The sequence below is a fragment of the Mediterraneibacter sp. HA8405 genome, assembly GCF_056148955.1.
Window position 1 is genome coordinate 221,979 of the sequence record NZ_CM148758.1, and the last position, 23,199, is coordinate 245,177.

The 23,199-nt window shown below is 48.9% G+C and carries 19 protein-coding genes; 6 read left to right on the plus strand and 13 right to left on the minus strand.

Translation table 11 applies throughout. The features are described 5' to 3' along the window. Window position 1 precedes the first annotated feature (1 nt). From AC0QUU_RS01090 to AC0QUU_RS01110, 5 genes are all read left to right on the plus strand, one after another. On the plus strand, window positions 2-724 hold the full coding sequence (locus AC0QUU_RS01090; protein ID WP_474544074.1) for a 5-bromo-4-chloroindolyl phosphate hydrolysis family protein: 723 nt from the start codon (window positions 2-4) through the stop codon (window positions 722-724). Then, window positions 721-1,797 (plus strand): hypothetical protein, encoded by a 1,077-nt coding sequence (locus AC0QUU_RS01095; protein ID WP_474544075.1) that lies wholly within the window; start codon window positions 721-723, stop codon window positions 1,795-1,797. The genes AC0QUU_RS01090 and AC0QUU_RS01095 overlap by 4 nt, the downstream gene beginning before the upstream one ends. A gap of 75 nt (window positions 1,798-1,872) precedes the next feature. Beyond that, window positions 1,873-3,009, plus strand: a complete 1,137-nt coding sequence (locus AC0QUU_RS01100) for a toxic anion resistance protein (RefSeq protein ID WP_474544077.1) — start codon at window positions 1,873-1,875, stop codon at window positions 3,007-3,009. A gap of 136 nt (window positions 3,010-3,145) precedes the next feature. After that, window positions 3,146-3,700 carry a DUF4854 domain-containing protein gene (locus tag AC0QUU_RS01105; protein WP_474544079.1) on the plus strand — a complete coding sequence of 185 codons (555 nt, stop codon included), beginning with the start codon at window positions 3,146-3,148 and terminating at the stop codon, window positions 3,698-3,700. A gap of 90 nt (window positions 3,701-3,790) precedes the next feature. After that, window positions 3,791-4,693, plus strand: coding sequence for a DUF4854 domain-containing protein (locus AC0QUU_RS01110; protein ID WP_474544081.1), 903 nt, complete (start codon window positions 3,791-3,793; stop codon window positions 4,691-4,693). Between the two features lie 153 nt (window positions 4,694-4,846). Here the strand turns inward: AC0QUU_RS01110 and AC0QUU_RS01115 are convergent, their stop codons facing one another. From AC0QUU_RS01115 to pdxA, 9 genes are all read right to left on the minus strand, one after another. Continuing rightward, complete coding sequence (locus tag AC0QUU_RS01115; RefSeq protein WP_474544083.1) at window positions 4,847-6,250, minus strand: zinc-ribbon domain-containing protein; 1,404 nt, start codon at window positions 6,248-6,250, stop codon at window positions 4,847-4,849. A gap of 145 nt (window positions 6,251-6,395) precedes the next feature. Further along, window positions 6,396-7,184 carry a Uma2 family endonuclease gene (locus AC0QUU_RS01120; protein WP_474544085.1) on the minus strand — a complete coding sequence of 263 codons (789 nt, stop codon included), beginning with the start codon at window positions 7,182-7,184 and terminating at the stop codon, window positions 6,396-6,398. Window positions 7,185-7,398: 214 nt separating this feature from the next. Beyond that, window positions 7,399-12,189 carry a CehA/McbA family metallohydrolase gene (locus AC0QUU_RS01125; protein ID WP_474544087.1) on the minus strand — a complete coding sequence of 1,597 codons (4,791 nt, stop codon included), beginning with the start codon at window positions 12,187-12,189 and terminating at the stop codon, window positions 7,399-7,401. A 68-nt stretch (window positions 12,190-12,257) separates the two neighbouring features. Beyond that, window positions 12,258-13,436 (minus strand): YibE/F family protein, encoded by a 1,179-nt coding sequence (locus tag AC0QUU_RS01130; protein WP_474544089.1) that lies wholly within the window; start codon window positions 13,434-13,436, stop codon window positions 12,258-12,260. Window positions 13,437-13,602: 166 nt separating this feature from the next. Beyond that, the gene (locus AC0QUU_RS01135; RefSeq protein WP_474544091.1) at window positions 13,603-14,370 is read right to left on the minus strand and encodes a DeoR/GlpR family DNA-binding transcription regulator; all 768 of its coding nucleotides are present in this window, start codon (window positions 14,368-14,370) and stop codon (window positions 13,603-13,605) included. A gap of 38 nt (window positions 14,371-14,408) precedes the next feature. Further along, on the minus strand, window positions 14,409-14,912 hold the full coding sequence (locus tag AC0QUU_RS01140) for a YcxB family protein (protein WP_474544092.1): 504 nt from the start codon (window positions 14,910-14,912) through the stop codon (window positions 14,409-14,411). A 184-nt stretch (window positions 14,913-15,096) separates the two neighbouring features. After that, a complete protein-coding gene (locus AC0QUU_RS01145; RefSeq protein ID WP_474544094.1) occupies window positions 15,097-16,170 on the minus strand; it encodes a 2-keto-3-deoxygluconate permease in 1,074 nt (357 codons plus the stop codon). A gap of 30 nt (window positions 16,171-16,200) precedes the next feature. Next, the gene (locus tag AC0QUU_RS01150) at window positions 16,201-17,556 is read right to left on the minus strand and encodes a four-carbon acid sugar kinase family protein (protein ID WP_474544096.1); all 1,356 of its coding nucleotides are present in this window, start codon (window positions 17,554-17,556) and stop codon (window positions 16,201-16,203) included. Next, window positions 17,556-18,575, minus strand: a complete 1,020-nt coding sequence (pdxA, locus tag AC0QUU_RS01155; protein WP_474544098.1) for a 4-hydroxythreonine-4-phosphate dehydrogenase PdxA — start codon at window positions 18,573-18,575, stop codon at window positions 17,556-17,558. The genes AC0QUU_RS01150 and pdxA overlap by 1 nt, the downstream gene beginning before the upstream one ends. Window positions 18,576-18,897: 322 nt before the next feature. Between pdxA and AC0QUU_RS01160 the strand changes: the two genes are divergently transcribed. Beyond that, window positions 18,898-19,686, plus strand: a complete 789-nt coding sequence (locus tag AC0QUU_RS01160; RefSeq protein WP_474544101.1) for a triose-phosphate isomerase — start codon at window positions 18,898-18,900, stop codon at window positions 19,684-19,686. 180 nt (window positions 19,687-19,866) lie between these two features. On the opposite strand, the gene AC0QUU_RS01165 is transcribed toward AC0QUU_RS01160, so the two are convergent. From AC0QUU_RS01165 to AC0QUU_RS01180, 4 genes are all read right to left on the minus strand, one after another. Beyond that, complete coding sequence (locus AC0QUU_RS01165; RefSeq protein WP_474544103.1) at window positions 19,867-20,307, minus strand: RpiB/LacA/LacB family sugar-phosphate isomerase; 441 nt, start codon at window positions 20,305-20,307, stop codon at window positions 19,867-19,869. 322 nt (window positions 20,308-20,629) lie between these two features. Next, window positions 20,630-21,328 (minus strand): serine/threonine protein kinase, encoded by a 699-nt coding sequence (locus AC0QUU_RS01170; protein WP_474544105.1) that lies wholly within the window; start codon window positions 21,326-21,328, stop codon window positions 20,630-20,632. 15 nt (window positions 21,329-21,343) lie between these two features. After that, entirely contained in the window at window positions 21,344-21,844 is a 501-nt protein-coding gene (locus tag AC0QUU_RS01175) for a zinc ribbon domain-containing protein (RefSeq protein WP_474544107.1), read from the minus strand. Window positions 21,845-21,957: 113 nt separating this feature from the next. After that, window positions 21,958-23,166, minus strand: coding sequence for a DUF6070 family protein (locus AC0QUU_RS01180; RefSeq protein ID WP_474544109.1), 1,209 nt, complete (start codon window positions 23,164-23,166; stop codon window positions 21,958-21,960). Window positions 23,167-23,199: the final 33 nt, after the last annotated feature.

Here is a 23,199-nt window from a genome sequence, read left to right on the forward strand (position 1 = left end):
TATGGAATCCGGCTGCGCCCGGTACGAAAGATACGGCACAGCAGCCGGGAAAGGACCGAAAACAGACATGAAGCACAACAATCAGAAAGAAATACTTTCCATTCTTGTTTCCGCCCTGCTGGCCCTTGTTCTGTTCTGCATCCTGCTTTTCTGCCTGAAATGGAATCTGTTTCTGTGCATGCTCCTTACCGCCGGCGTCTACCTGGCTCTCAGCCTGCTGCTCCGGCCGGTGCCGCGGATCGGAAAAGTGGAGATCGATTCTCTGGAGAACGGAGAATTTCTGAACGAACGGCTGACCGAAGCCAGTTCCGACTACATCCGCATGCGCAGAGCAGCCGCGCAGATAACGGAAGAACCCCTGCATACAGAGTGCGGCGGACTTCTCACCCTTGCCGGAAATATTTTAAAATATCTGACAGCCAATCCGGAAAAAATTCCTGCTGCCCGCCGGTATATCGACTATTATCAGGAAACAGCGGCAAATGTGCTGGAACACTATACTGAACTTAAGGGAAGCGGGCTTTCCACCAGCGAGTCAGAGCGGATTCTTTCCGGCACACGGGAGACCGTATCCACTCTGAAGCAGGCATTTCAGATGCAGTTCGAAAAACTGATGCAGGACGAACTTATGGATATGGAAGCCGATCTGAAGCTTTTAAAACAGACTCTGCGCTCGGAAGGCTACAGGGAACCAGAAAAAAAGAAAGGTCTTGAACAGGAATGAAAAAGAAAATCGCAGGACTCATACTCCTGGTTATCATAATGGGGGCAATCGGAGGCATCTATCTGTTCACAGAGAGCAGAAACGAGGCCGGCACCCCCGGACTTATTTCCGTCAGCGGATATATCGGCGGTGAAAAGACAGAATTACTGGAAGATGAAGAAGTACAGGATATTCTTCAGAACCGCTATCACCTTAAAACGGACTATTCCAAAGCGGGCTCTCTGGATATGATGACCGCTGACCTGAACGGCAAAAACTATCTCTTTCCTTCCAGCAGTATTGCTGAGGAATACTATACAGACCTGTACGGCGATCCGGTACAGAGCGAAATCATACTGAATACTCCTATCGTCCTGTACACACACAGATCCGTCCTTGACGCTTTTGACAGTCAGGGGCTGATCACCAGAAATGGAAATGCATACAGCATCGACATGACCCGTCTGGTAGAGCTGATTCAGAATGATACCAGATGGTCGGACATCGGACTTCCGGAACTTTACGGCAATGTGTCAGTGGACACCACGGATCCGGCAAAATCCAACTCCGGAAATATGTTCGCGGCGCTGCTGGCAAATGTCCTGAACGGCGGCCAGACTCTTACAGAGAATGACGCGGCAGAAATTGTGCCTGAACTTCAGGCCATATTCGGGAAGCTGGGATATATGGAAACCTCATCCTCGGATCTGTTCAGCCAGTTTCTCCGGATGGGCGTCGGAGCAAAACCAATCATTGCCGGCTATGAAAGCCAGCTTATCGAATATGCCTCCATTCACCCGGAAGAATACGAAAAGATAAAAGATGATATTGTCATGCTCTATCCTTCGCCCACGGTATGGTCCTCTCATATTCTTATCGCCCTGGACGAAAAAGGGCAGGATTTTCTCGATGCTCTTCTGGATGACGACATCCAGGAAATCGCATGGAAACGGCACGGATTCCGCACCGGAAATTACGGAACGCTGTCCGATCCGGATTCCCTGGCGGCAGACGGAGTAGCAGCCTCCATCAGCCAGGTCACTCCTGTCCCCTCATACGATACAATGAAAATTATTATCGAATCACTGCAGTAAGTACTGCTTTCTGCGGATATCATCTACATTCCTTTTTCCGCAGGAAGCATCCGGTATTACGAAAGGAGATATTTTATGTCAGAAATTACACTCTCTGACCTGATTAAAACCAGTTCCGCTGCCGCGGAAGTTCCCTCAGAAACCACGCCGGAAGAAATCTCGGCTCAGATCAGCGTCCTGACTCCCGAAGAACGGCGTCAGGCCGACGAAATCCGCGAACAGATCGATGTGCGGGATTCCCAGATGGTAATGCAGTTCGGCGCGGGAGCCAGACAGAATATTGCGGACTTTTCCGAAAATATCCTGAAAAATATCCGCGCAAAAGATTCCGGATACGTAGGCGCTCTTATGACTGATCTTGTGACAAATGTGGAAAAACTGGACTTTGACTCACTCGAAAAAGGAAACGGTATCCTGGGATTGTTCCAGAAACTGGAGGCAAAAGTAAAACGCTTTCTGGCCCAGTACGAAAAGCTGGAATTGCAGGTCGGCCGGATTGAAGGGAAACTGGAGGAGGCCCGCATGGAAATGCTCAAAGATATCGGCATCCTGGACTCACTCTATGAAAAGAATCTGAACTACTTCCGCCAGCTTCAGGTCTACATCACCGCCGGCCAGGAAAAGCTGGATGAACTGAGGGAGAAAACCATCCCTTCGCTCCGCGCGGAGGCTGAAAAAAGCGGCGCCCCCATGCATGCCCAGCTTGTCAGAGACTTTGAAGACCTGGTAAACCAGTTCGAGAAAAAGCTTTATGACCTTAAAACAAGCAAAACCATCGCCATTCAGACCGCGCCGCAGATCCGGCTGATTCAGAACAACGACAAACTTCTGGCCGATAAGATCCAGACAGCAATACAGGAAACGATTCCTCTCTGGAAGAGCCAGATGGTTATGGCCCTGGGACTGTACCGCCAGCAGGAGGCGTTACGGCTGCAGCGAAATGTAACAGAAACCACAAACGCCATGCTGCTGAAGAACTCGGAAAAACTGAAGCAGAACACGCTTGATGTGGCAAAGGAATCCGAGCGCGGCATCGTAGATATTGAAACTCTGAAAAAAGCAAATCAGAATCTGATATCCACCATAAATGAAGCAGTCCGCATTCAGAAGGAAGGACACGAAAAACGGGCTGCCGCTGAACAGGAGCTGCTTAAAATAGAATCTGAAATCCGGCGTACACTGATCGGCGCCGGCAGCCAGAGCCAAACATAAAATATAACCGCTCAGACCGCGCCGTTTATCTGCGGAATGTCTGTTATATTCTTAAATTTTACAAACTTTTTATCACAGTTGACTTATACCGGCAGATATGTCACAATGTTGTCAGGAAAAAAGGAGGAAAAACACTATGAAAAACTTATTAAGAAAAGGTCTTCTGCTTTTATGCGCGTTTATGCTGGCCGCTGCCATGACTGCCTGCGGTTCCGGTAATTCCGATGACACAAAAGATAAAACGGAAGCAGAAGAAACAACACCGGAAGAGGATACTTCCGACGAGAATGCCGACACCTCAGGGGATGAAGATTATGATCTTCCCGGTCTGAATGAGAATGGAAAATTCAATACACTGGATGATTTTATAAACTCCAGTATTATGCAGGATCAACTCGAAGAACAGGTTGCAGCGCTGGAAGAGTCCGGTATTTCCTGTGAAATTACCGCAGAAGGTGATAAACTCGTTTACAGCTATACTCTTGTGGACGACTCTCTTACTTCATCAGTCGACATGAGCGTTCTTAAAGAGAGCCTTGACAGCAGCCTGGAAGAACAGGCAGATATCTTTGCAGGCGTTGCCGCTTCACTTCCGGACGCTGTAGAAGGAATAGAAAATCCTGCTGTTGTAGTACGCTATCTGGATAATACCGGTACCGAAATTACTTCCAGGGAATTCCCGGCCGAATAAAAATGCCCAAAAGCTGCCTCAGCATCTGACTATCAGTCTGAGAGCAGCTTTTTCTTCAAATTAGCGATAAAATAAAAAAGGAGCAAGAATATGAAATGCCAGTACTGTAACAGTGAAATCCCGGACAATTCCTCATTCTGTCCGAATTGCGGAAAAAAACGTGATACATCTCCGGCACATGAAAGCACCGGACCCGTAAAAAAATTCTGTGACAACTGCGGCGCAAAGCTGGAACCCGGCCGCTCATTCTGCGCGAACTGCGGAAAACCCGTCACCAAAAGCAATGCAGCCGGAGGCCGCGGCACTACAACCGGGAATATACAGCCGGACTTTTTTTATACAGCGGAAGCAGCACAGACACCTCCTGCATATTCCGCGTCATCGCCGGCGCCCCGTTCATCCGGAAAAGGCAGCAAAACCGGCCTGATCGTTGCGATTGTACTTATCTGTGTTATTGCTCTGGGCGGAGCCGGCGCAGCGGTAAAATTTCTCATAATCGATCGTCTTAATGAAATACGGACCGAAGAGCAGTCTGCTACAAACAATGAAGATGCCGGGGAACCGGACACTCCGGACGCCGATATAAGCGATGAGATCGTACCAGACGAAGACATTATTGATTCCGGCGGTCTGGATACAGATGATTCCGGCAGTTTCAGCGCCTACAATACACTCGAAGAATTTATAGACTCTGATATTCTGAAAGATCAGATTGACTCATACAATACCGAACTGGAAGGAACAGGCATACGTGCCGAGATCCTTGCCGAGGGAGACACTCTCGTCTACAATTTCGTAATCGAAAATGACGCAGTTGCCGAAGTAGTTGATATTGATACTGTCAGAGCCAGTCTGGAAGCCGAATCTGACGTCTATGAAGGTATTGCGGCTATGCTGCCTGCAATCGCTGATGTTGAAAATCCGGCTGTTGTCGTCCGTTATGTAAATTCTTCCGGAGATGAGCTCTTATCTATGACATTTACCGCCGACTGAATACAGCGGCCCAGACTGCTGTATAATACTTCGTCCGCAGCCATAACTGCAGGCTGTGATGAAATAAACAGATTACCCGCGGATTTCCGTCTGTCCGACAGAAATCCGCGGGTAATCTGTTTATTTCATCCGATATAGGCCAAACCACAGCGCTTAATCTTCATATTCACATATATATCCCACTTTTCCGGAATAATATGGGACAACAGAAATCACATCATTTGGCACATCATTGATCACTGTTCTTCCCTCTTCTTCATAATAGAACAGATTCATGTAGCATTCCTGTATGTCTCCGTCCTGGAAGCTCGGTTCTCCGATCATCCAGTAATCATAGCAGGAGTAACTGCTGTCATTCAGCTTCTGTCCATAACACTGATTGTCTTCATCTACCCAGAAATACTCTCTCGAGTCCGTATTCCGTCTTCCTCCAAGGAAGAAATTGGTTCCGTCAAGGCCTTCGTCAAACATCTGGTCTATAATGTATTCCATTTCTTCCGGACTGTTGATCCTTGCAAGATATCCTCCTTTATCCTGGCATTCTTCAAAAGCTTCCTGCCATGTGCAGTCTTTGACAATCAGCTCATACCGGTGAATGCCGCCTTCTTCCGCATCCTGTTTTTCCTGATAAGCAGCAATCAGGTCTTCTCCCGAACTGTCCTCAACCGCATCTGCTCTGATGTAAAGAACGCCGTCTCTGACTGTCATTTCTCCCGACATGGATACCGTTTCATATACCGCGTCATCCATCATCCCCTCCGGGAGAAGACTTTCATCAATTACCGCGTAGTCCGCATTCTCCATCATAACTTCTTCCCCGTTCTGGCTGTCCCGTCCGTAAATGCTGATTTCCTCGTCAAGTTCCAGCCTCTTCTCCTCATCAGAGCTGTCCCTGATCTCGCCGGTCAGAGTCTGATAGTCTTCCTCTGTCAGATCAACGTCCGCATCCGGATGATTTTCCTCACTTTCCACACTGTCGCCGTCTGTTCCCGACTCTCCGTCATCCTGAACGGCCGCGGACCTTCCATCCTCATTATTATCCCCATTCCTGTCAAATATAAATATCTTGACCGCAATGGCTATCGCAGCAATCAGAACGACGCAAACCGCAACAATAGCAATAATCAGAGGCGCCCTGCTTCCTTTTTTCCCTTCATCCGGATCCTCTCCGAAAGGATCTTCATCATATGGCTCATTCCCATAAAATTCATCTTCATATGCACCATTTCCGTATGTACTGCCAAAATCACCATTATTATATAGCGCGCTGTCATTTCCGCCGTTTCCCGGATAATCCTGACCGTACGGCTCATAGGGCTGCTCTCCGTAACCCGGTTCCTGCTGTCCGTATCCGGTTCGGAATCCCGTATTTTTCGTCCTCCGGCCGCAGGCGGTACAGAACGTATCCCCGGGCTGAATCCTGGCGCCGCAGTTCTCGCAGAACAGCTGCATTTCCCCGCTCTGATCCGGCTCCTGCTCTCTGTTCTGGACATTTCCGCATTCCGGACAGAATGCAGAATCGTCCGGTATCTCTTTTCCACAAAACTGACATCTCATACTCTCATCACTCCTTCTTCACCGGCATGTCCGTCTCCCTAAGATCAGATATACTGCCGGCATATTCTCTGCACTGTATATATTATATGTGCTTTTATACGCATTTTACAAGTAATGATACCGGTATTTTGCTTCAAAGCAGTATTTAATATCCTTCTATCACTTCTCCGAAACAGATCCTCAGTCCCTCCAGCACACCGGAGGGCACAGCCTCGCTGTAGCCGTACTGCGCGCTCTTTCCGGCGTCTTCAAAATTAAACACAGAGATCAGCTCCTGGAAAGGATCCACAATCCAGTATTCTCTTACTCCCGCCTTCTGATACTGCATAAGTTTGCGTACATAATCATGGGAGGAATTGCTTCGGGATACAATCTCAATCACCCAGTCCGGCGCGCCGGAGCAGCCTTTTTCCGTCAGAATATCCCGGTTGCAGACAACAAGAATATCCGGCTGGACAATCGTGGAGTCATCTCCGAAAAGCCGTACGGCAAACGGTGAGGCATAGACATGGCATTTGCCCTTATTCTTTCTGATAAAACTCTCAATTTCAAAAACCAGACCTTTCACAAAATACTGATGAAGCCGGTTCGGAGCTGACAGCATATACAGCTTTCCATTAATCAGCTCAGCCCTTGCCCATTCAGACAGATTTTCAATATCTTTCACATCATATTCTCTGGCTGAATACATATACGGCGCTGTTTCTTCCCGCATAATGGTCGGCTCTTCTTTCAGACTGTCGTAGGTAAACGGTATCTTTTCCTTTGTTGCAAGCACCTGCTCAATCGCCAGAAGTGTAGCGTAACGGGGGTTTTTCGTGGCTCCGGAAAAGATCTTATTGACCGTACTCACCGGAATCCCTGAGAGTCCGGCAATATCGGCATTGGTAAGCCCTGCTTCTTTTTTCATCCTTTTCAGATCAGAAATATCCATATTCCGCGCTCCTTTCTCCTTTTTTACTATTATATAATAATATATGGATATTTCAAGATATGATTTCGTCCTTTTATATCCATTAATGGATATTTTTCTGTGACTCCGCGGAAAAGCAGGCCACCTCCGGAAACGGCAGGCCGGGAACTTCTGATCTGTTCCCGGCCTGCCGCCTTTTCCATCATTCTGCTATGTTCTTACCATGCCGCAGAATTTATTTTCTTTTCTTTCTGACCGTAACCACCGCGGAAGCTCCTGCTGCCATCGCCGCCATTACAGCAGCGGCAATCCACAGTCCTACAGGAGTCGTATCCCCTGTCTGAGCTGCTTTTCCGGAATCTGCGCTCTGATTATTCTGCGCGTTGTTCTGCGGATCCGTATTCTGGCTGTCGTTCACATCCTGTACACTGCCATCCGGCTGTCCGTTATTTCCTGCAGGATCTTCTCCGTCCGGCCGCTCGCTGCCGTCCGGCTGATTCTCATCTCCGCCCGGCGCCGGCTGCTGTTCTTCTTCTGCCGGAAGGATCTCGGAGCGATCACGTACTCTCAGACGGTTGCCCTCCGCGTCATGGGAAACAAATCCTACAGCGCTGATATAAGCTCCATCCTGTACGAACTCTTCCAGAGCCTGTGACATCTCATCGGAATATCCGATATAGCCGTCGATGAATACCCGGCAGCTCTCGCCGCTGTCATCCTGGACCGTAATGCTCTCTACTATGCCTCCAGCAAGTGTAAAGTCAACAACCTTTCCTTTCACCCGCACAAGTTTTCCGAAGTTAGTGTCATAGTCATTTGCTTCTTTTGTCGTCACGTCCGTAATCACTACGTCCTTGCTTCCTTCCAGTACAGTCACGGAAATGGCTGACAGCTGCTTGTCCCCGATGTACTCGCTTACAGATCCGGTCACCAGTACCTGATCTCCGCGGCGGATATTGCTGTCGTCAATTGGGAATACGTTGATTCCGTTGCCTTCATCGTCCTGAATGTAGATGGTGTTAAAGAATGCGTTTCCGCTCTCGGCTGTTCCGTTTGCCACAGTTCCGATTACAGTGAACACTTCTCCGTCCTCACCTGCACGCGCCTCCTGAATGGTGCTGATCTCAGGTTCGACTTTTACATCACTCAGAAGATTCTGCGCCATGATGCCGTTTGCGTAGGATACCTGATCTTCCGCTGACACTTCAAAGTTGGAGCAGAATACAGTGCCGCACGCATAGACACGTCCGCTGCCTACCGCCTCTGTAGCCATGGATACAACTTCGCCCTTCGGCACAACCGCCGTGGACGCATCGTAGGGTGCGCTGTAGCTCAGTACCGGTTTGTCATGCCCCTGAGCCGGAGCCTTGCTGTTGATTGAATAAGTCGTATCATGTCCGTATACGATTGCTTCACCCTCTCCTACACTGACAGAACATCCGGAGTAGGAGCTGTAAGTAAGTCCTGATTCCGCCACGCCTTCCAGGATGCTCTGAACTGCCGGATCCGTGCTGTCATAATTAAAATCGTCAAAATACAGTCTGTACGGCTGTCCGCCGTTTTCATCCTGATCGATCAGCTCATCGTCATTGATCCGCATGGTGGATCCCATGCCTTCCAGCAGTTTATTTGCCTGCTCGCAGGATGTATAAGGCAGTCCGCTGTTGGCGTCCTGATAATCTGCCAGGCCGCATACTACAACGGTTCCGCCGCCATTTACATAATCGCTGACTACATTTACAAATTCATCCTCGAATACACTGGGCTGTGCCTCTCCGGTATAATCGCTTGTATATTTCAGCGGCGCGGAGATCACGAAAAGAGATACATCCTGCAGCATCTCCGAAGTTACTTTCTCGCCCGGCTGTACGATCTTCACCTGGATATTGTCCGAAGTTCCCATATTGATAAAGTTGGTCATATTTCCGGAATAGTATCCGTTTACATAGTCATTGTAATGCGTTCCGTCTATCAGCACTTTTGTGGCAATGGACGGGTCGGAAACGCTCAGCTTGAGCACATCCGTAAAGGTATATTCTTCTCCTCCGATCAGGGCTTTCATTTCAGCATTGATATTGAATCCGCCTGCCTGATCCGCTGTGTACGGGAAAGAATACGCAAAGGAGCCTCTCGCGCTGATCACACCGTTATCACCGATCTGTGATACATCCGCTGTGTGGAACGGCTCTGTCTGTCCTTCCATAGTGTAAGTCAGTGATGTTACTGTCATATCATCACTCAGATTATTGAAGATCTGGCTGGAGATATTGATCTCGTCTCCCCGGATCGGCATAGCCACGTCGCTGGACGTATTGGAGATTCCCGCGTTTACACTCTCTCCCGTCCACACCGGCGCGGTCACCGCGATCTGCTTGTCGGCCTGGGTAATTCTCAGGTAATAATATCCGTATCCTGTGGAAAGATTATTAAATTCCACCGTCGCGCTGCCGCCGGTAAATGTCTTCTCCGCCAGCGTCTGTCCTCCGTTTACGATAACCTCTACTTTAGTCTCTCCGCTGGTGTCTGTCGGATCGGATATTTCCGCCTTTATATTGATCTCGTCCTGCTCGTCAAGGATTGAGCCCATTGCATTTCCGTTCAGGGAATACAGGATAGACAGATCATTGTCCTCTGTGGCATATACGCGGTAATTCTTCATTGCGTCGTAAATCGCATCCTCAGAAAGTCCGTCAGAAAGCACAACACTTCTCGCCGTGTTGGAATCACCCCAGTTGCCTTTGTGGTTGTCCTGATTGTTGGTCGGCGCCACATGCCATCCCTTGTCAAGAGCTCTTGTGTAATAGCTGTAGGACGGGAAATATCCCGAGCTTCCGATGGCTCCCTCGCCGTTTCCTACCTCGATCAGCGTCATCTGATTGTCAATGACCGGATCATAGAGGGCGAAATCCATGAAATCACCGAATGTATCTCCCGGATGGTTGAACTGGGAGATGGTCTCCGGATTTTCATTCAGGGTATTATAGTAAGCTTCCAGCACTTCATAGTTGTCGCCTTTTCTGTAAGGCTCCGCGTTTCTGTTTTCAAATCCTTCAGAATTAAATGTATTGATATGTCCCGGTGCTCCGCCGGACCATGTCATCTCAAATCCGTAGATTCCTACAAAATCGCCTTCCTGGGCTGTGATGGCTCTTGCGCCTTCACGTCCCTCTCTCCAGGAAGCATTTACTTCCTCGGCATTCTCATCGCCCAGATGAGTTGTGCCTGCACTGGGAAGTCCGCTCTGTCCCTCAAAGGAGTTGGAGTGGTCGGTCAGCGCAAGGAAATCAAGATTTTCCACATTGGCCGCGTGCTCGAACGCCTGCTCCACCGTTCCTGTTCCGTCGGAAAGATTCGTGTGAGCGTGAAGCTGTCCGAAATACAGGCCATAGTCCTCGATCATCATAGGCGCCTTATAGATAAAGGTATAGATCTCCCCGGTCTGTGCCTCTGTATCTCCGTTCTGGGGAATATAGGCCAGTGCCTTTACAATAATCGGCTTATCCTTCTCCGGAGTAGCCGCGATCTCCATGGGCTCTGTGTAGAGCTGCTCTGCGTTTCCTGCCTCCGGATCTGCCGGCTCTGTTCCGTCTGTATTCATTGTATAGTAGATCTCCGCGCCGTCAGCAGCTTCCAGAGTGATCTTCTGTCCTTCCACCACGCTGGCGCCGCTCTTCGGAGACGCTTCCACCTCAAGTCCTTCTACTGCAGATGGCTCATCCGGCTCGTCAGATCCTCCGGGAACGTCCGTCACTTTATAGAAAGCCAGCGCAAACATGCCTTCACTGCCTTCCGCGATATTGTAGTACGCGCTCCAGTTTCCGTTGCTGTCGTACCATTCCATATATGCATTACGGACTGTATTTTTCACATAATAAAGTCCGCTGCCTGCGTCCTCGAGAACCCACTTGTCATTTTTTTCACCCAGCGGCATGCTGCTGAAGGTGTCGCCCATGCCAATATTCTGACCGTCATGAGAAAAACTGTAAGTTCCGTCCCCGTTATCTGTTACAGTCCAGACATCCATATCCGTATACCCGGAAAGTGTGCCATCGCTGTTTACTGTCACATCCGTTCCCTGGTTGTAGTAGCTGCCGCCATAGTCAGCGGAAAGGGCTTTGTTATATGCCGGCGCGTAGATCACAACCTGGTCACCGTCTTCAGGCAGGGTTCCCTCTTCTCCGCTGTCGGAAACAGTGTACTGCAGTGTCTGCACCGCGCTGTACACGCCTTCCAGCACTGCCGCCGCTTTCAGCGTACAGTCTTCGGTAATGACCGGCATATTGTCCGCGCTGTAGAGCTCCCGCGCCTCATTTGTCTCATCTGCAGGATCGCTTCCGTCCAGCGTGAAATAAATCTGCGCTCCGGATGTGGATGTAGTCAGTGTGATTTCTGTTCCGGAAGCCACATCTCCTGCCTGAGGAGCCGCCTGGGGCGCTGCTACCGTGCCTTCAGATGTACCGCCGGATTCTTCTTTGTACAGTGTGAATTCCGAAGGATATCCATTGGGATTTCCACTTACCGTTGTAGTCTTGTAAGCGCGGAATTTATTCTGGCTGCTTCTGTTGCTTGCCAGGATAACCGTGTCATCTCCCTGGCCGCTGAATGTAAACTTTCCGTCCGTACATTCCCACTTCCACTGATATTCTGTATCTGATATCGTGATTCCGTTATTATTTCCGCCTGACGGCGCGATAAATTTCCCGTCGGAATCTTTTATCGTAGCAGTATCTGCCGTCACCGCGATCTCCCAGACAGTCTCATCTGCCGGAGCGGACACCGTATCTCCCGGATCTGTTCCGAGCTCTGCCGCCGGAAGCCAGTTATTGTCAAACTTCTGAGGCGCGTACCCGGTATCTGTCACCATAACATAACGGCCCGTGGTAAAATCCCGCTCTGCGGCAATCTTCCCGAAGGAAGACTCTGCCGCCGAAACCATCTGCGCCGGCAGCATAGACACAGCCATCAGAGCCGCCATGCACAGGGCAGTCAGTCTTGCGCCAAGTGCCGGTTTTCCTTTCTTTTTCATCTTCATCCTCCTGTTCTGAAAAATAAATGTGTTGCTGCAGCGCCGTTTTATTTCCGGCGCCATCTATATTAAACTCCCGCTTTTTTTCCGTGCGCCATAAGCCTTGCGCTGATAAAAGCCACGAGAGGAACGGTCAGCAGAATTCCGACAGATCCTGCCACGCTCTGTACCACTTCCAGAGCAATAGAATCCGTATTGATCAGCTGAAGAAATGGTATATCATAAGTCTGCACCAGAATCAGCATATTGAGAGAGGAACCTGCAAAAGCCAGAATCAGTGTATTCGCCATAGTTCCCATCGCATCCTTTCCTATCTGCATCCCCGAGCGGAAAAGACTGCCTGCGGAAGCATCCGGATTCTGTTTCTTCATCTCACATACCGATGACGCAATGCCAAGGGCCACATCCATCACTGCACCCAGCGCGGAGATCAGAACGCCGCATACAAGGAGGCCGCTTACCTTCAGCCCCTCATCCGCTCCGTACAGGATCAGGTTTTCCGCCTCCTGCATATTGAAGCCGTTCATAGGAGAAAGAGTTCCGGCCACTGCCGCGGCAATTCCCGCTGCCAGAACGCCGCCCACACAGCCGCAGACCGCGCAGAATGTTTTCTTCGAATATCCGTTTAAGAAGATCAGCCCCGCTGCCGCTGATACCGCCGACACAGCAATAGTCACCGGTATTGCAGGAACGCCCCGGAGCAGGCAGGGAATCAGGATAAACCAGATGCAGCCCAGAGTGAGCAGCAGTCCTGCCAGGGCACCCAGCCCCTTCTTTCCGCCCAGCGCCGCCAGCAGGATAAAGAAGACGAGCAGGAAGCCGCCCAGAACGATTCCCCTGTCATAATTGAACACAGACGCATAATAAGAACCGTCCTCGTCTGTCATAATCCGCACAATGATCCGGTCTCCCTGCTGCACATCCACATTAAAAAGCGCGCTCATATAGTTGGTTACCGTCATGATTTCATCCTTGTGATCTCCTGAGAGAATCCGGATCTCCAGCTCCTGATCTCCCACGCGCCGGCCCTCCGCATTCTCAAAATCCTCCTGCGCATTGTCCGATAATACCGCCGTCACCCGTGCCGGCGCATAGACCATCCGGCTGGAATCCGCAGCTGTCTCTCCTTCCTTCGGCCGGTTTATCCACAGAGCAGTTCCCGCCAGAAGAGCCAGGACAATAATCATGGGCAGCGCCCGGACCAGCATATGTAAAAGTCTGTCTTTTGTTATTTTTTTCTCTTCCATTTCCGAATCCTTCCCTTTAAACTCAGGGAAGAATTGTAACGGAATACTGTTAAAAACTTAATGGATTTTCTGTGAATTCAGAATTAAATTTATAAAAAGAAATGTTAAAACAAAGAAAAGGAACAGCACATCGCTGTTCCCTGAATGTCAGTCTTATATTTCCGGCCTATTCTTTTGCAATCACAAGAGGAACCTTCATTTCCTTTGCAATAGCAATATTTTCTTTTGAAACATGACTGTCTGTTATAATCTTATAAACCGCATTAATGGGACAGATGACAGAAAGATATCCCCCGCCGAACTTGCTGCTGTCTGCCAGTACGTACACCTCTTTCGCTGCTTTAAGAATCGCCTTTTTCACCTGCATCTGCGGAGTTGCAATGGAAGTAAGCCCGGCTTCGAAGTTAATACCGTGAACGCCGATAAACCCTTTGTCCACATGGAAGTGTTTCATATTCTCCACCGCAGACTCTCCCATACTGGCCGCCAGATGGCCGCCCACATAGCCGCCGATCATATACAGCTCCACATGATCAATTCCTGCCAGTTCATTTCCAACCAGGAGAGAATTTGTCACTACTGCCACTCTTTTTTCCGGATGACTTTTAATATGAAGCGCCAGGTAAAAACTGCTGGAAGCATCATCGATAATAATCGTATCCCGGTCTGCAATATATTCATAAGCACACGCCGCAATCGCCTTTTTCCACTCTACATGCCGGTAAACCGTCTCTGCCCTGTACTTTCTCGCCATATTCTGCTCCAGGCTGACCGCGCCGCCGTGGGTCCGCTTCAGAAGTCCCTCCGCGCTCATACTTTTTATATCGTTGCGGATGGTCACCTCAGAAACCCCCAGCTCTTTGCTCAGATCCGCCACACGGACCTTTCCTTTTTCTTCCAGTTCCCGTAATATTGCCTGTCTGCGCTCTTCCATAACAGCCGCCCCCTTATTTCCTTTTCGGAGATAATGAACTACTGTGTCAGCCGCACCTTGTTCAGTCCGATATGCTGTACAACCATCTGCATAACAGGGACAAACCGGTCTCCGAAAGCTGTTTTCGGAATGATAAATGCCCTGTCCTTTCCGTAATAAATCCCTATGGTTTTCGGTGTTGTGACAGTTCGTTCAATCCGGCTCCAGTCATATAAGGTCTCTTCTTCGTTCTGCACCACGCGGACCCCGTCTTCTGAAAAGACATATTCCCGGGGATCCCTGTATTCCGGGTTCACCTGCATCTGCTTTTTCGCCCTGCGGCGCAGCAGCAGAGGCGTGTACAGCAGAAATGCCGCGGCGGCAAGAAGATACAGCGCAAGCTGGCCTGTTTTAATCTGCCCCATAGCCTGCATAACGCCTCCTACCGCAGCCACGCCAAGACCCAGCATATTCACAAGAAAGCCGGATGCTTTTGAATAGGTGTGATATAAAAGAAAATCAAACAATAATTCCCTTGTCATCTGCACCCTGATTGTTTCCATATTAAGCTCCTTTCTCCGATTTGAAGAAAGTCCCCTTAATATGCACAGGTTTATTGTAGCATATCAGAGGACTTTTTTCACTTTTTTGTAATGAATTATGTATATTTTTGTTTTACTTTTGTTTTCTCTGCTTTATTTTACGTTTGCATAGTACTGCTTTTGCGCCTTTCCTGTCTGCCGTTACTTACGCCTCTGACGCAGGAGCCGGTACGCTGGGATCCACTTTATAGCGCGCCCATCCTTCCGGTGAGTAAATGCCCTTCTGTTTCTTCTGCATCCACTTATCAAAGAATGCTGTAATAAACGGACAGAGGAACAAAGTTACAACAGAAGCTGTCGCACACTGCGCGGTTGCCATATCTGTGTACTGTGCCATGGACGGATCTGCCTCTGCAACTGCAGCGGGAGTCATAGCTGAATTCAGAGCTGTCGTTCCGATCGCGGCGCCCATTGCGTTTCTCTCTTTCTTCGGCAGAAGCAGATTGAATACGAAGAAGAAAATCACTGCTGTAGCCGCGGAAATCAGACCAAGGATGATGCCTGCCGCTCCGGCTGTTATGATAGTATTGACATCTGTCTTTGCTCCGATAGAAATCGTCATAAAAAAGGTAACGATGGGCTGAGCTGTCGCGCATGCCCTTCTGAAACCTGCGTCCAGATTACCCCAGATAAAACCGATCAGCAGCGGAACGAGTACTGCGATCAGAGAATCAAAGGGGATTGACGCAAGTCCGGTAGCGCCCAGAGCTACCAGGGTAAAGAACGGTCCGTCATTCAGCGACAGAATTGATATCGCGCCTGTATCTGTAGCATTTCCGAACTGCGAAGACAGAGAAATGTACAGAGAGCCGTTTGAATTTGTAATCGTCGCAATCCATACAAAGGGCGCAATCCCCAAAAAGCCTGCCGGCCCGCACAGAGCGCTCACCGTCATACCTACAATCACGCCCAGCAGAAATTTAATTCCTGTCAGAGCGACGCCTTTGTAAAGCGGCATTCCCACCTGCTTGATGTTAATTGCCGATCCACAGACAATCAGGAAAAATCCCATCATACAGGAATTTCCATCATAGAACAGCGCGGTTACATAACCGCCGATCTGATATGCCTGAGGGAAAAATGTGGCAATCAGAACTGCAAGTACAAGAGGGATAATAACAAGGCCTCCGGGCATTTTTTTCATTTTCCCTAAAAGATCGAGATCCATCTGTTTTTTCTCTTCTGACTGTTTTTTCACTTCCGTTTTCTTATCACTCATTTTTCACTTCCTCCAAACCTTTCTATCACATTAACCAGTCATCTGCTTTCTTGCTGCCTCCCGGAACAGGCGGTCCACGATGTCGCAGGCTGTCCTGTCATTTCCGGTCAGCCCTCCTTTCCCTACAATCGGAAGTCCGTCATAACTTCCCACAAGTCTTCCTATGTCGGTCTGAGGGATTACATAATCCATTACTTCTATGCACTCTACGCCAAGCTGGTAGCACACATTTACCATTGTGTCACCGCCCGTTGTATAAAGCCCCGCTACTTTTTCCCTGCCGCAGAGTTCCAACAGCTGAGAAATAATTGTACCCAGTCCGGCGTTAATCCTGTCTGCGCTCATGCCCTCCGCATAGTGCCGCTTGCTGTCCTCTTCAGCCAGATTCAGAAGTTCTCCGTGAAGAGCCGTCTCAAAGAGAATCGCTCTGGGAGGATTTTCCGAATTCAGCAGATCCTCTGCCTTATGTACCGCCCGGAACGCCTCATCCAGCGCGGCGTCTCCGCCCTCAATCAGAGCCACCGGATCCACACTGATCCGCACATGTCTTGGATCTTCACAGAGGACTTCCATCTGCTTCTTTGTAACCGGTGTCGCGCTTCCTGCCGCAATCAGCACGGTCCTGCCGTCTTCCTCTGCTTCCGGCGGAATATTCGGTTCTTCCTGTCCGATCAGATCTCTGTAATACGCCAGTTTGGATGTGAATGGACCGGGATCTACCGCAATCACATTCCACTTGAGTTCAATGCAGGCCTTCGCGATTTCTTCTACATCTTCTATCGTAATAGCATCTACAATAATTACTTCACCGCCGGCCTCTCTTGCCGCTTCAAGAGCGTCCCTGATGGCTTCTTCTCCTTCCAGAACTTCGTCAAGTGTTACAAGGTTTACATTTCTTCTGGTCTGCTGTCCGAGAAGTCTGGGAATATAGTTCTCCTTAACCGGTGTCCTCACATCCTGAGCCACCGGCGTATTGATCAGCGCCACGCCGTCGATTACGGAATACCCTCCTACCAGAATTCTCCGGGACTGAGGCATGGCAGGAACCACGACAGCTACCGCATCGTCTCCCACCACATCCATCATGGCGTCAATCTCAACTCCCACGCCGCCCCGCAGAGTTGTGTCAATTCTTTTCGAAAAGTACTTCACGCCCATACGTTTCAGAGCGGCTGTGGCGGACTTTACTTTCTCATAGGCCTCATTTGCCGGAAGAGGACGGCTGTTGCTGCTGATCAGAATTGCATCAAGATCTTCCACGCCTTCGGCCTTCACCGCTGCTTCTTCATTAAAAAATACTGCTGTTCTTGCTTTCGACCTTGCAAGAAGTACACCTGTTGTTGTCGCGCCTGTCAGGTCATCTGCCACTGCTCCGATTAATGGCATTATCTTTCTCCCCTTTCGTGCTGTTTTGCCGCGTACTCTGCTACAACTTTTGTAGATTCAATCAGGCTGACACAGCCTGCAATTCCTTTTCCCGCAATGTCAAATGCTGTTCCGTGATCCACAGAACTTCTGATAAACGGAAGTCCGAACGTAAGAGTAACCGACTTCTCAAAGTCCAGTGTTTTGCATGCGATATGGCCCTGATCATGGTAGAGAGACAGAATCGCGTCATATTTTCCTGATTTTCCGATATGGAATACTGAATCTGCCGGGCACGGTCCTACTGCATTGATTCCTCTTTCTTTTGCCGCTTCCACTGCCGGGCCGATATCTGTAATCTCCTCTGTTCCGAACAGGCCGTGATCTCCGTTATGTGGATTGAGCCCCGCAACAGCGATCAGAGGATTCTCAATTCCCACTTTTCTGAGCTCTTTGTCAATATTGATTACATCTTCCAGGATTACGTCTTTGGTCGCATAGCGGCACGCGTCCACCAGAGACATATGGCGGCTCACAAAGAACACACGCAGCTTATGACAGGAAAACATGGTCAGCGCATAGGGCGAATGTGTCGCGTTCTGATAAATCTCTGTATGTCCCGGCTCTTTTACACCCACCAGCTTAATCGCGCCCTTGTGAATCGGGGCAGTGGATACCGCATCAATTTTCTTTGCCATGCCGAGCTCAATGGATTTCATAATCCAGTCAATTGCCATCTGGCCGGCCAGCTTCTGTTCCTTTCCCCATTCGATCGAATCCGTATCGTAATCTCCTGTCTCCAGGATATCAACCACACCATATTCGTACTTTGCTTCAGATGGATCACTGATTTTGTTGTACTTCAGCTCTTTGCCCAGAATCTTTGCCGCTCTTTCCATAATCGCCTCACTTCCGATTACAAAGGGACGGCAGCATTCATGGATCTCTTTGTCAAGCATTGTCCCTACAACAATTTCCGGACCGATACCCGCCGGATCTCCCATAGTAATTGCTGTCACTGGTCTGAATTTTTCGCTCATTTTTCCATTCCTTTCTTTTTATTTTCGTTTTGCTTTCTTTTATTGATTATATTTTATAGCCATGTCTTGTGTTTTTCAACATCTTTTTATATTTTCAGTAGATTAACATATTTTGGCACGTTGTTTTTGTGCAGATTATACGTGTTTTTTGATGCGTTTTTTCGTTTTATTTTGTTTTTTTGTTTTATAATCATTTTTATTACATTTTCGATCCTTAAATATTGTTTTTTCCTTTCGTTTCATATATAATCATTATAATTAAACATCATTGCGTCGGACCGGATAAAGATCCTTAATTCACACAGAGAAAGGAAGTTTAAACATGGGAAAAAAACTGTATTTTGGAAGCAACCTGAAAATGTATAAGAATATTCAGGATACTGTAAGCTATCTTCAGGACCTGGTTTCTTACACAAAAGATATCAGCAGGGAAGAAATTGAACTGTTTATCATCCCCTCTTACACCACCCTGGAAAGCGCTGTCAGCAAAACAGACCGTGCTTTTGTCAAGCTGGGGGCTCAGAATATGTGCTGGGAGGATGAAGGCCAGTTTACCGGCGAAATCTCTCCGCTTATGCTCAGAGAACTGGGACTGGATCTTGTTATGATCGGCCATTCCGAACGGCGCCACGTATTCGGCGAAACCGACCGGGAAGAGAATCTGAAAGTAAAGGCAGCCTTAAAGCATGGGTTCACCACCCTGCTGTGCATCGGCGAAACCGCGGAAGAGAAAAATTACGGCATCAGCCCGGAAGTCCTCCGCACACAGCTGAAAGTCGGTTTCCATGATGTTCCCGTCTCATCTGTTCCACATATCTGGGTGGCCTACGAACCGGTCTGGTCCATCGGGGTAAACGGAACCCCTGCGTCAGCAGAGTATGCCGAAGAAATGCATCAGGTAATCAAAAAATGTCTTCTGGAAATATTCGGAGAAGCCGGCGCTGATATTCCGGTACTTTACGGCGGAAGCGTAAATCCCGGGAACGCCGAAGAACTGATTGTGCAGCCCTCTATCGACGGACTTTTCACCGGCCGCGCGGCATGGCAGGCCGACAAATTCAACAAGCTGATCCGCGACGCAGTACTCGCATACAAAACCAGCCATTCATAGAAACGCTGCAGATCGCAGCGGCAATACAGCTGAATACAGCAGAAAAGACCAGAAGCTTCCGGCAATTACCGCCGGAGGCTTCTGGTCTTTTTCTGGTTGGAGGTTTTTCAATGTCATATTTTATTGTATGTATTTCGCCTTCCAGCTGTCCCGTCCGCACGTTCTACTCTTCCGGTATTCCTATCTTTTCTGGTCATATTTTACAAACGCATCGACTTTCGGCTGAGAAGAACATCCCGGCACGAATTCATTCCCAAGGAAGGCGTCCACCATCAGTTCCCGTTCTTTGCACCCTGTTGTAAACGCGCCCATGCAGGCAATATTCGCGTCATTACTGAGCCTTGCTCTCTGCGCCGAGTACACATCAGATAAAAGCGCCGCATATGCACCTTTCACCTTATTTGCAGCAATGGAAACACCGATTCCCGTTCCGCAGATCAGAATACCCCTGTCGTATTCCTTTGAAGCAACAGCCTCGCCCACCCGGATTGCCACATTGGCATAGATCGGGTCCTCACTGCCGAAATCCGTTACATCCCCATAGCCTTTTGCCTCAATATACTTTATAATCTCTTCTTTGGCTTCCTGGGCATTGGGATCACATCCAACCGCAATTCTCATTTCGTTTTCCTCCTTTTTCCTTTTGATATTTTTATATTATCATTTCGTTTTTGTTTTGTCTACTTTTGTTTTCTTTCGTTTATATATTTTTTCTGTTTTTAGCATATTTCTTCCAAAAACCGCTTTCGTTTTGCTTTCGAAATCATCCATACAGCAGAAACAACCGAACCGCTATATACGCCGCCCCATCAGGAGGATCTTTTCGAGCCTCGGACAATTTCGAAGATTCTTCGCAAAACAAAAAGCACTCCGCATTTTAAATGCAGAATGCCTGTTTCTTACTATAGTATTGCATATAAATACATTGCCGGAAGCCGTCCAGTCACCATCGCGCTTTACTCTCCGGCGTAAAATACACCTTAAATAGCCGCAGCACCTCCTCAGTGCTTTTATATATTTCCGTCGGTTCCATGAGATTTTTGAGGAATTTTTTCTGTTCCTCATCAAGCGCCAGCTCCTCATGCCACGGGCGCTTCCCTTTTCCTTCGTATCCGGAGTAGAGAAGATAGATCAGCACATCTGCCGCCCGCGCATAGTCGAGACTGAAACGGATACACTGTCCGTCCGCATACCGGGCAAGACCGAAATCCAACAGGGATATCCGCTCCGTGTCATAAACTACATTTGACGTGCTTATATCTCCATGCACAACATTTCTCCCGTGCAGATATGCCAGCACTTCAAACAGCTGAGAACCGATCCGGAAAATTTCTCCCGGCGTAAATACTTTTTTCTCCTTAAAAAGCCATTCCTTTAAAGTCCGTCCTTCCTTATATTCCAGCACAAAATAGTATCCCCTGCGGCCGCTTACCACATCAAGCAGCCCGGGAACCGCCGGATAACTGAGCCCCGACAGAATTACCGCTTCATAATGATTTGCATTTCTGTTTTTTCTGCGCATCCGGGGACGGAATTTTTTCAGAACTACTTTTTTCCCTTCCGGATCACGCGCAAGAAAACAGACACCGTAGCGCCCTTTTCCGATACAGGACTCTACGGTGTAATCTCCCGCTTTTTTCATCTTCTTTCCCGGGATTCAGCCCTGAACCGGAGTTCCGCACTCCAGACAGAACTTCGCCCCCTCCGGCAGCGGTTTACCGCATTTAGAACATACCGTCGGGCCGGAAGACATCTTCTCACCGCACTCCAGACAGAACTTAGATCCCGCCGGAACTGCGGTGCCGCACTTCGGACAGATGATTTGTCCTGATACTGTCGGTGTATTCGGCTGGAATGAAGCCTGAGCCTGACCGCCTGACCGGGGCTGCTGATATCCTGACTGTGTCTGCCCCTGCCAGCCCTGATTCGGATAATTCTGTCCGGAATAGCCCGCCCCGGGATACCCCTGTCCCGGATAGCCCGTTCCGGAATAGCCCTGATTCGGATAGGCTCCATATCTGCCGGAACTTCCGGAACCGGAGAAGCTTCCAAATCCGGGAAACATTCCGAACAAGCCTTTCTTTTTATAATGCTTTCCGCCCATATTCGGATCAGGATAACGCCTTCTGCTGCTGGAACGCGAATAAAATCCACTCATACGCTGTGTTCCTCCTGTCTCATTTATTACGACTAATATATCGTAACCGCTTTATCCTGGCAAGTCAGGTTAAGAAAATAACAAAATTTTCACAGTTTCTTTACATTGCGCGGTCAGAATTCCCGTCTCGCCTTATATCCGGGAATATCGCGCGAACCCTCCCGGTCAGTTTTATTCCCCAGATATATCCATCTTCCGTCCGCTTCCCTCATCGTCACTTCATGCTTAAAAGAACAGTCTGTGCCTTCTTCCACAAACACAGCCTCCACATACAGCGTCCGGGTTCCGTCGCCGTTTTCCGTACACTTCACAACTTCCGGAAATGGCTGAAACTGCTGCACCCGGTTCCAGGGACCGATGGGCTCCCAGGGATATACCCCGTTCTCCGGGTCATACCGGGCATATGTCTCCAGCTTTTCCACAGAAATGTCAAAATATGTCCGGACAACATCTTCGAACTCCGCTTTCGGAATACCGTTCCGGTATTTTTCCTCATCCATTTTTACCCCGTATTTCATCTCATACAGGAAATCAAACAGATCGTTAAACTCTATGTTCTCCATGCTGTTCTCATCCCAGTCTGTCAGGAACAGATTATTGCAGAAATAACTGACCGGCAGAATATAAGCATTCCCCAGCTCCCTGCATTTGTCATCCAGCGGCAGGATCCGCACGAAAGTATGCATATCCATTTCCTGATTTCTGGATAAGGCCTTTTCCCAGATCAGCCATCCTTTCTCTGTATATTTCCAGTCATATACGGAAAACTTTTCCATCTCCCGGATCCGGCTTCCGCCATCCTCATCAAAAACGGCAGACGCATAAGAGACTGTCAGTTTTTCATCCGCAAACTGAAGATAAAAATACCGGAAATATCCTTCAGATGTTATTACAAAAAAGCAGGTTTCCGCTTCTTTTCCGGCCGCCGCTTCCCGAAGCGCTCTGTCTGTTTCCTCATAATTCAGCATATTATAATCATAATTGCCGCAGGTCACCGCTATTCCCTCTGCCGCTGCCGTTTCTGCCATATGATGAACAATTTCTTCCTCCAGTACGGCGTCTCTGTTGTTGCCTCCTGCAGCCGCGGCATAAATATCCGCGCATTCATCCATAACAGAGGATACCTGCTGTCGGATTTCTTCTTTCTCTTCCTGCTTCAGATCAATATACTTTACCTCATAGTCATCCGGAACTTTTTCCACTCCGCTTCCGGCATCCGCCCCTGCCTCACCGGCATCAGACCGGGCGCCGTCTGACGGAGCGCATCCGCCCAGAAGCGCCAGACACAGAAACAGCGCCACGCTTTTCTTCCATCCGCTCATCCTGTTTTCCTTCTTCTCATTTTCCCACAGGGC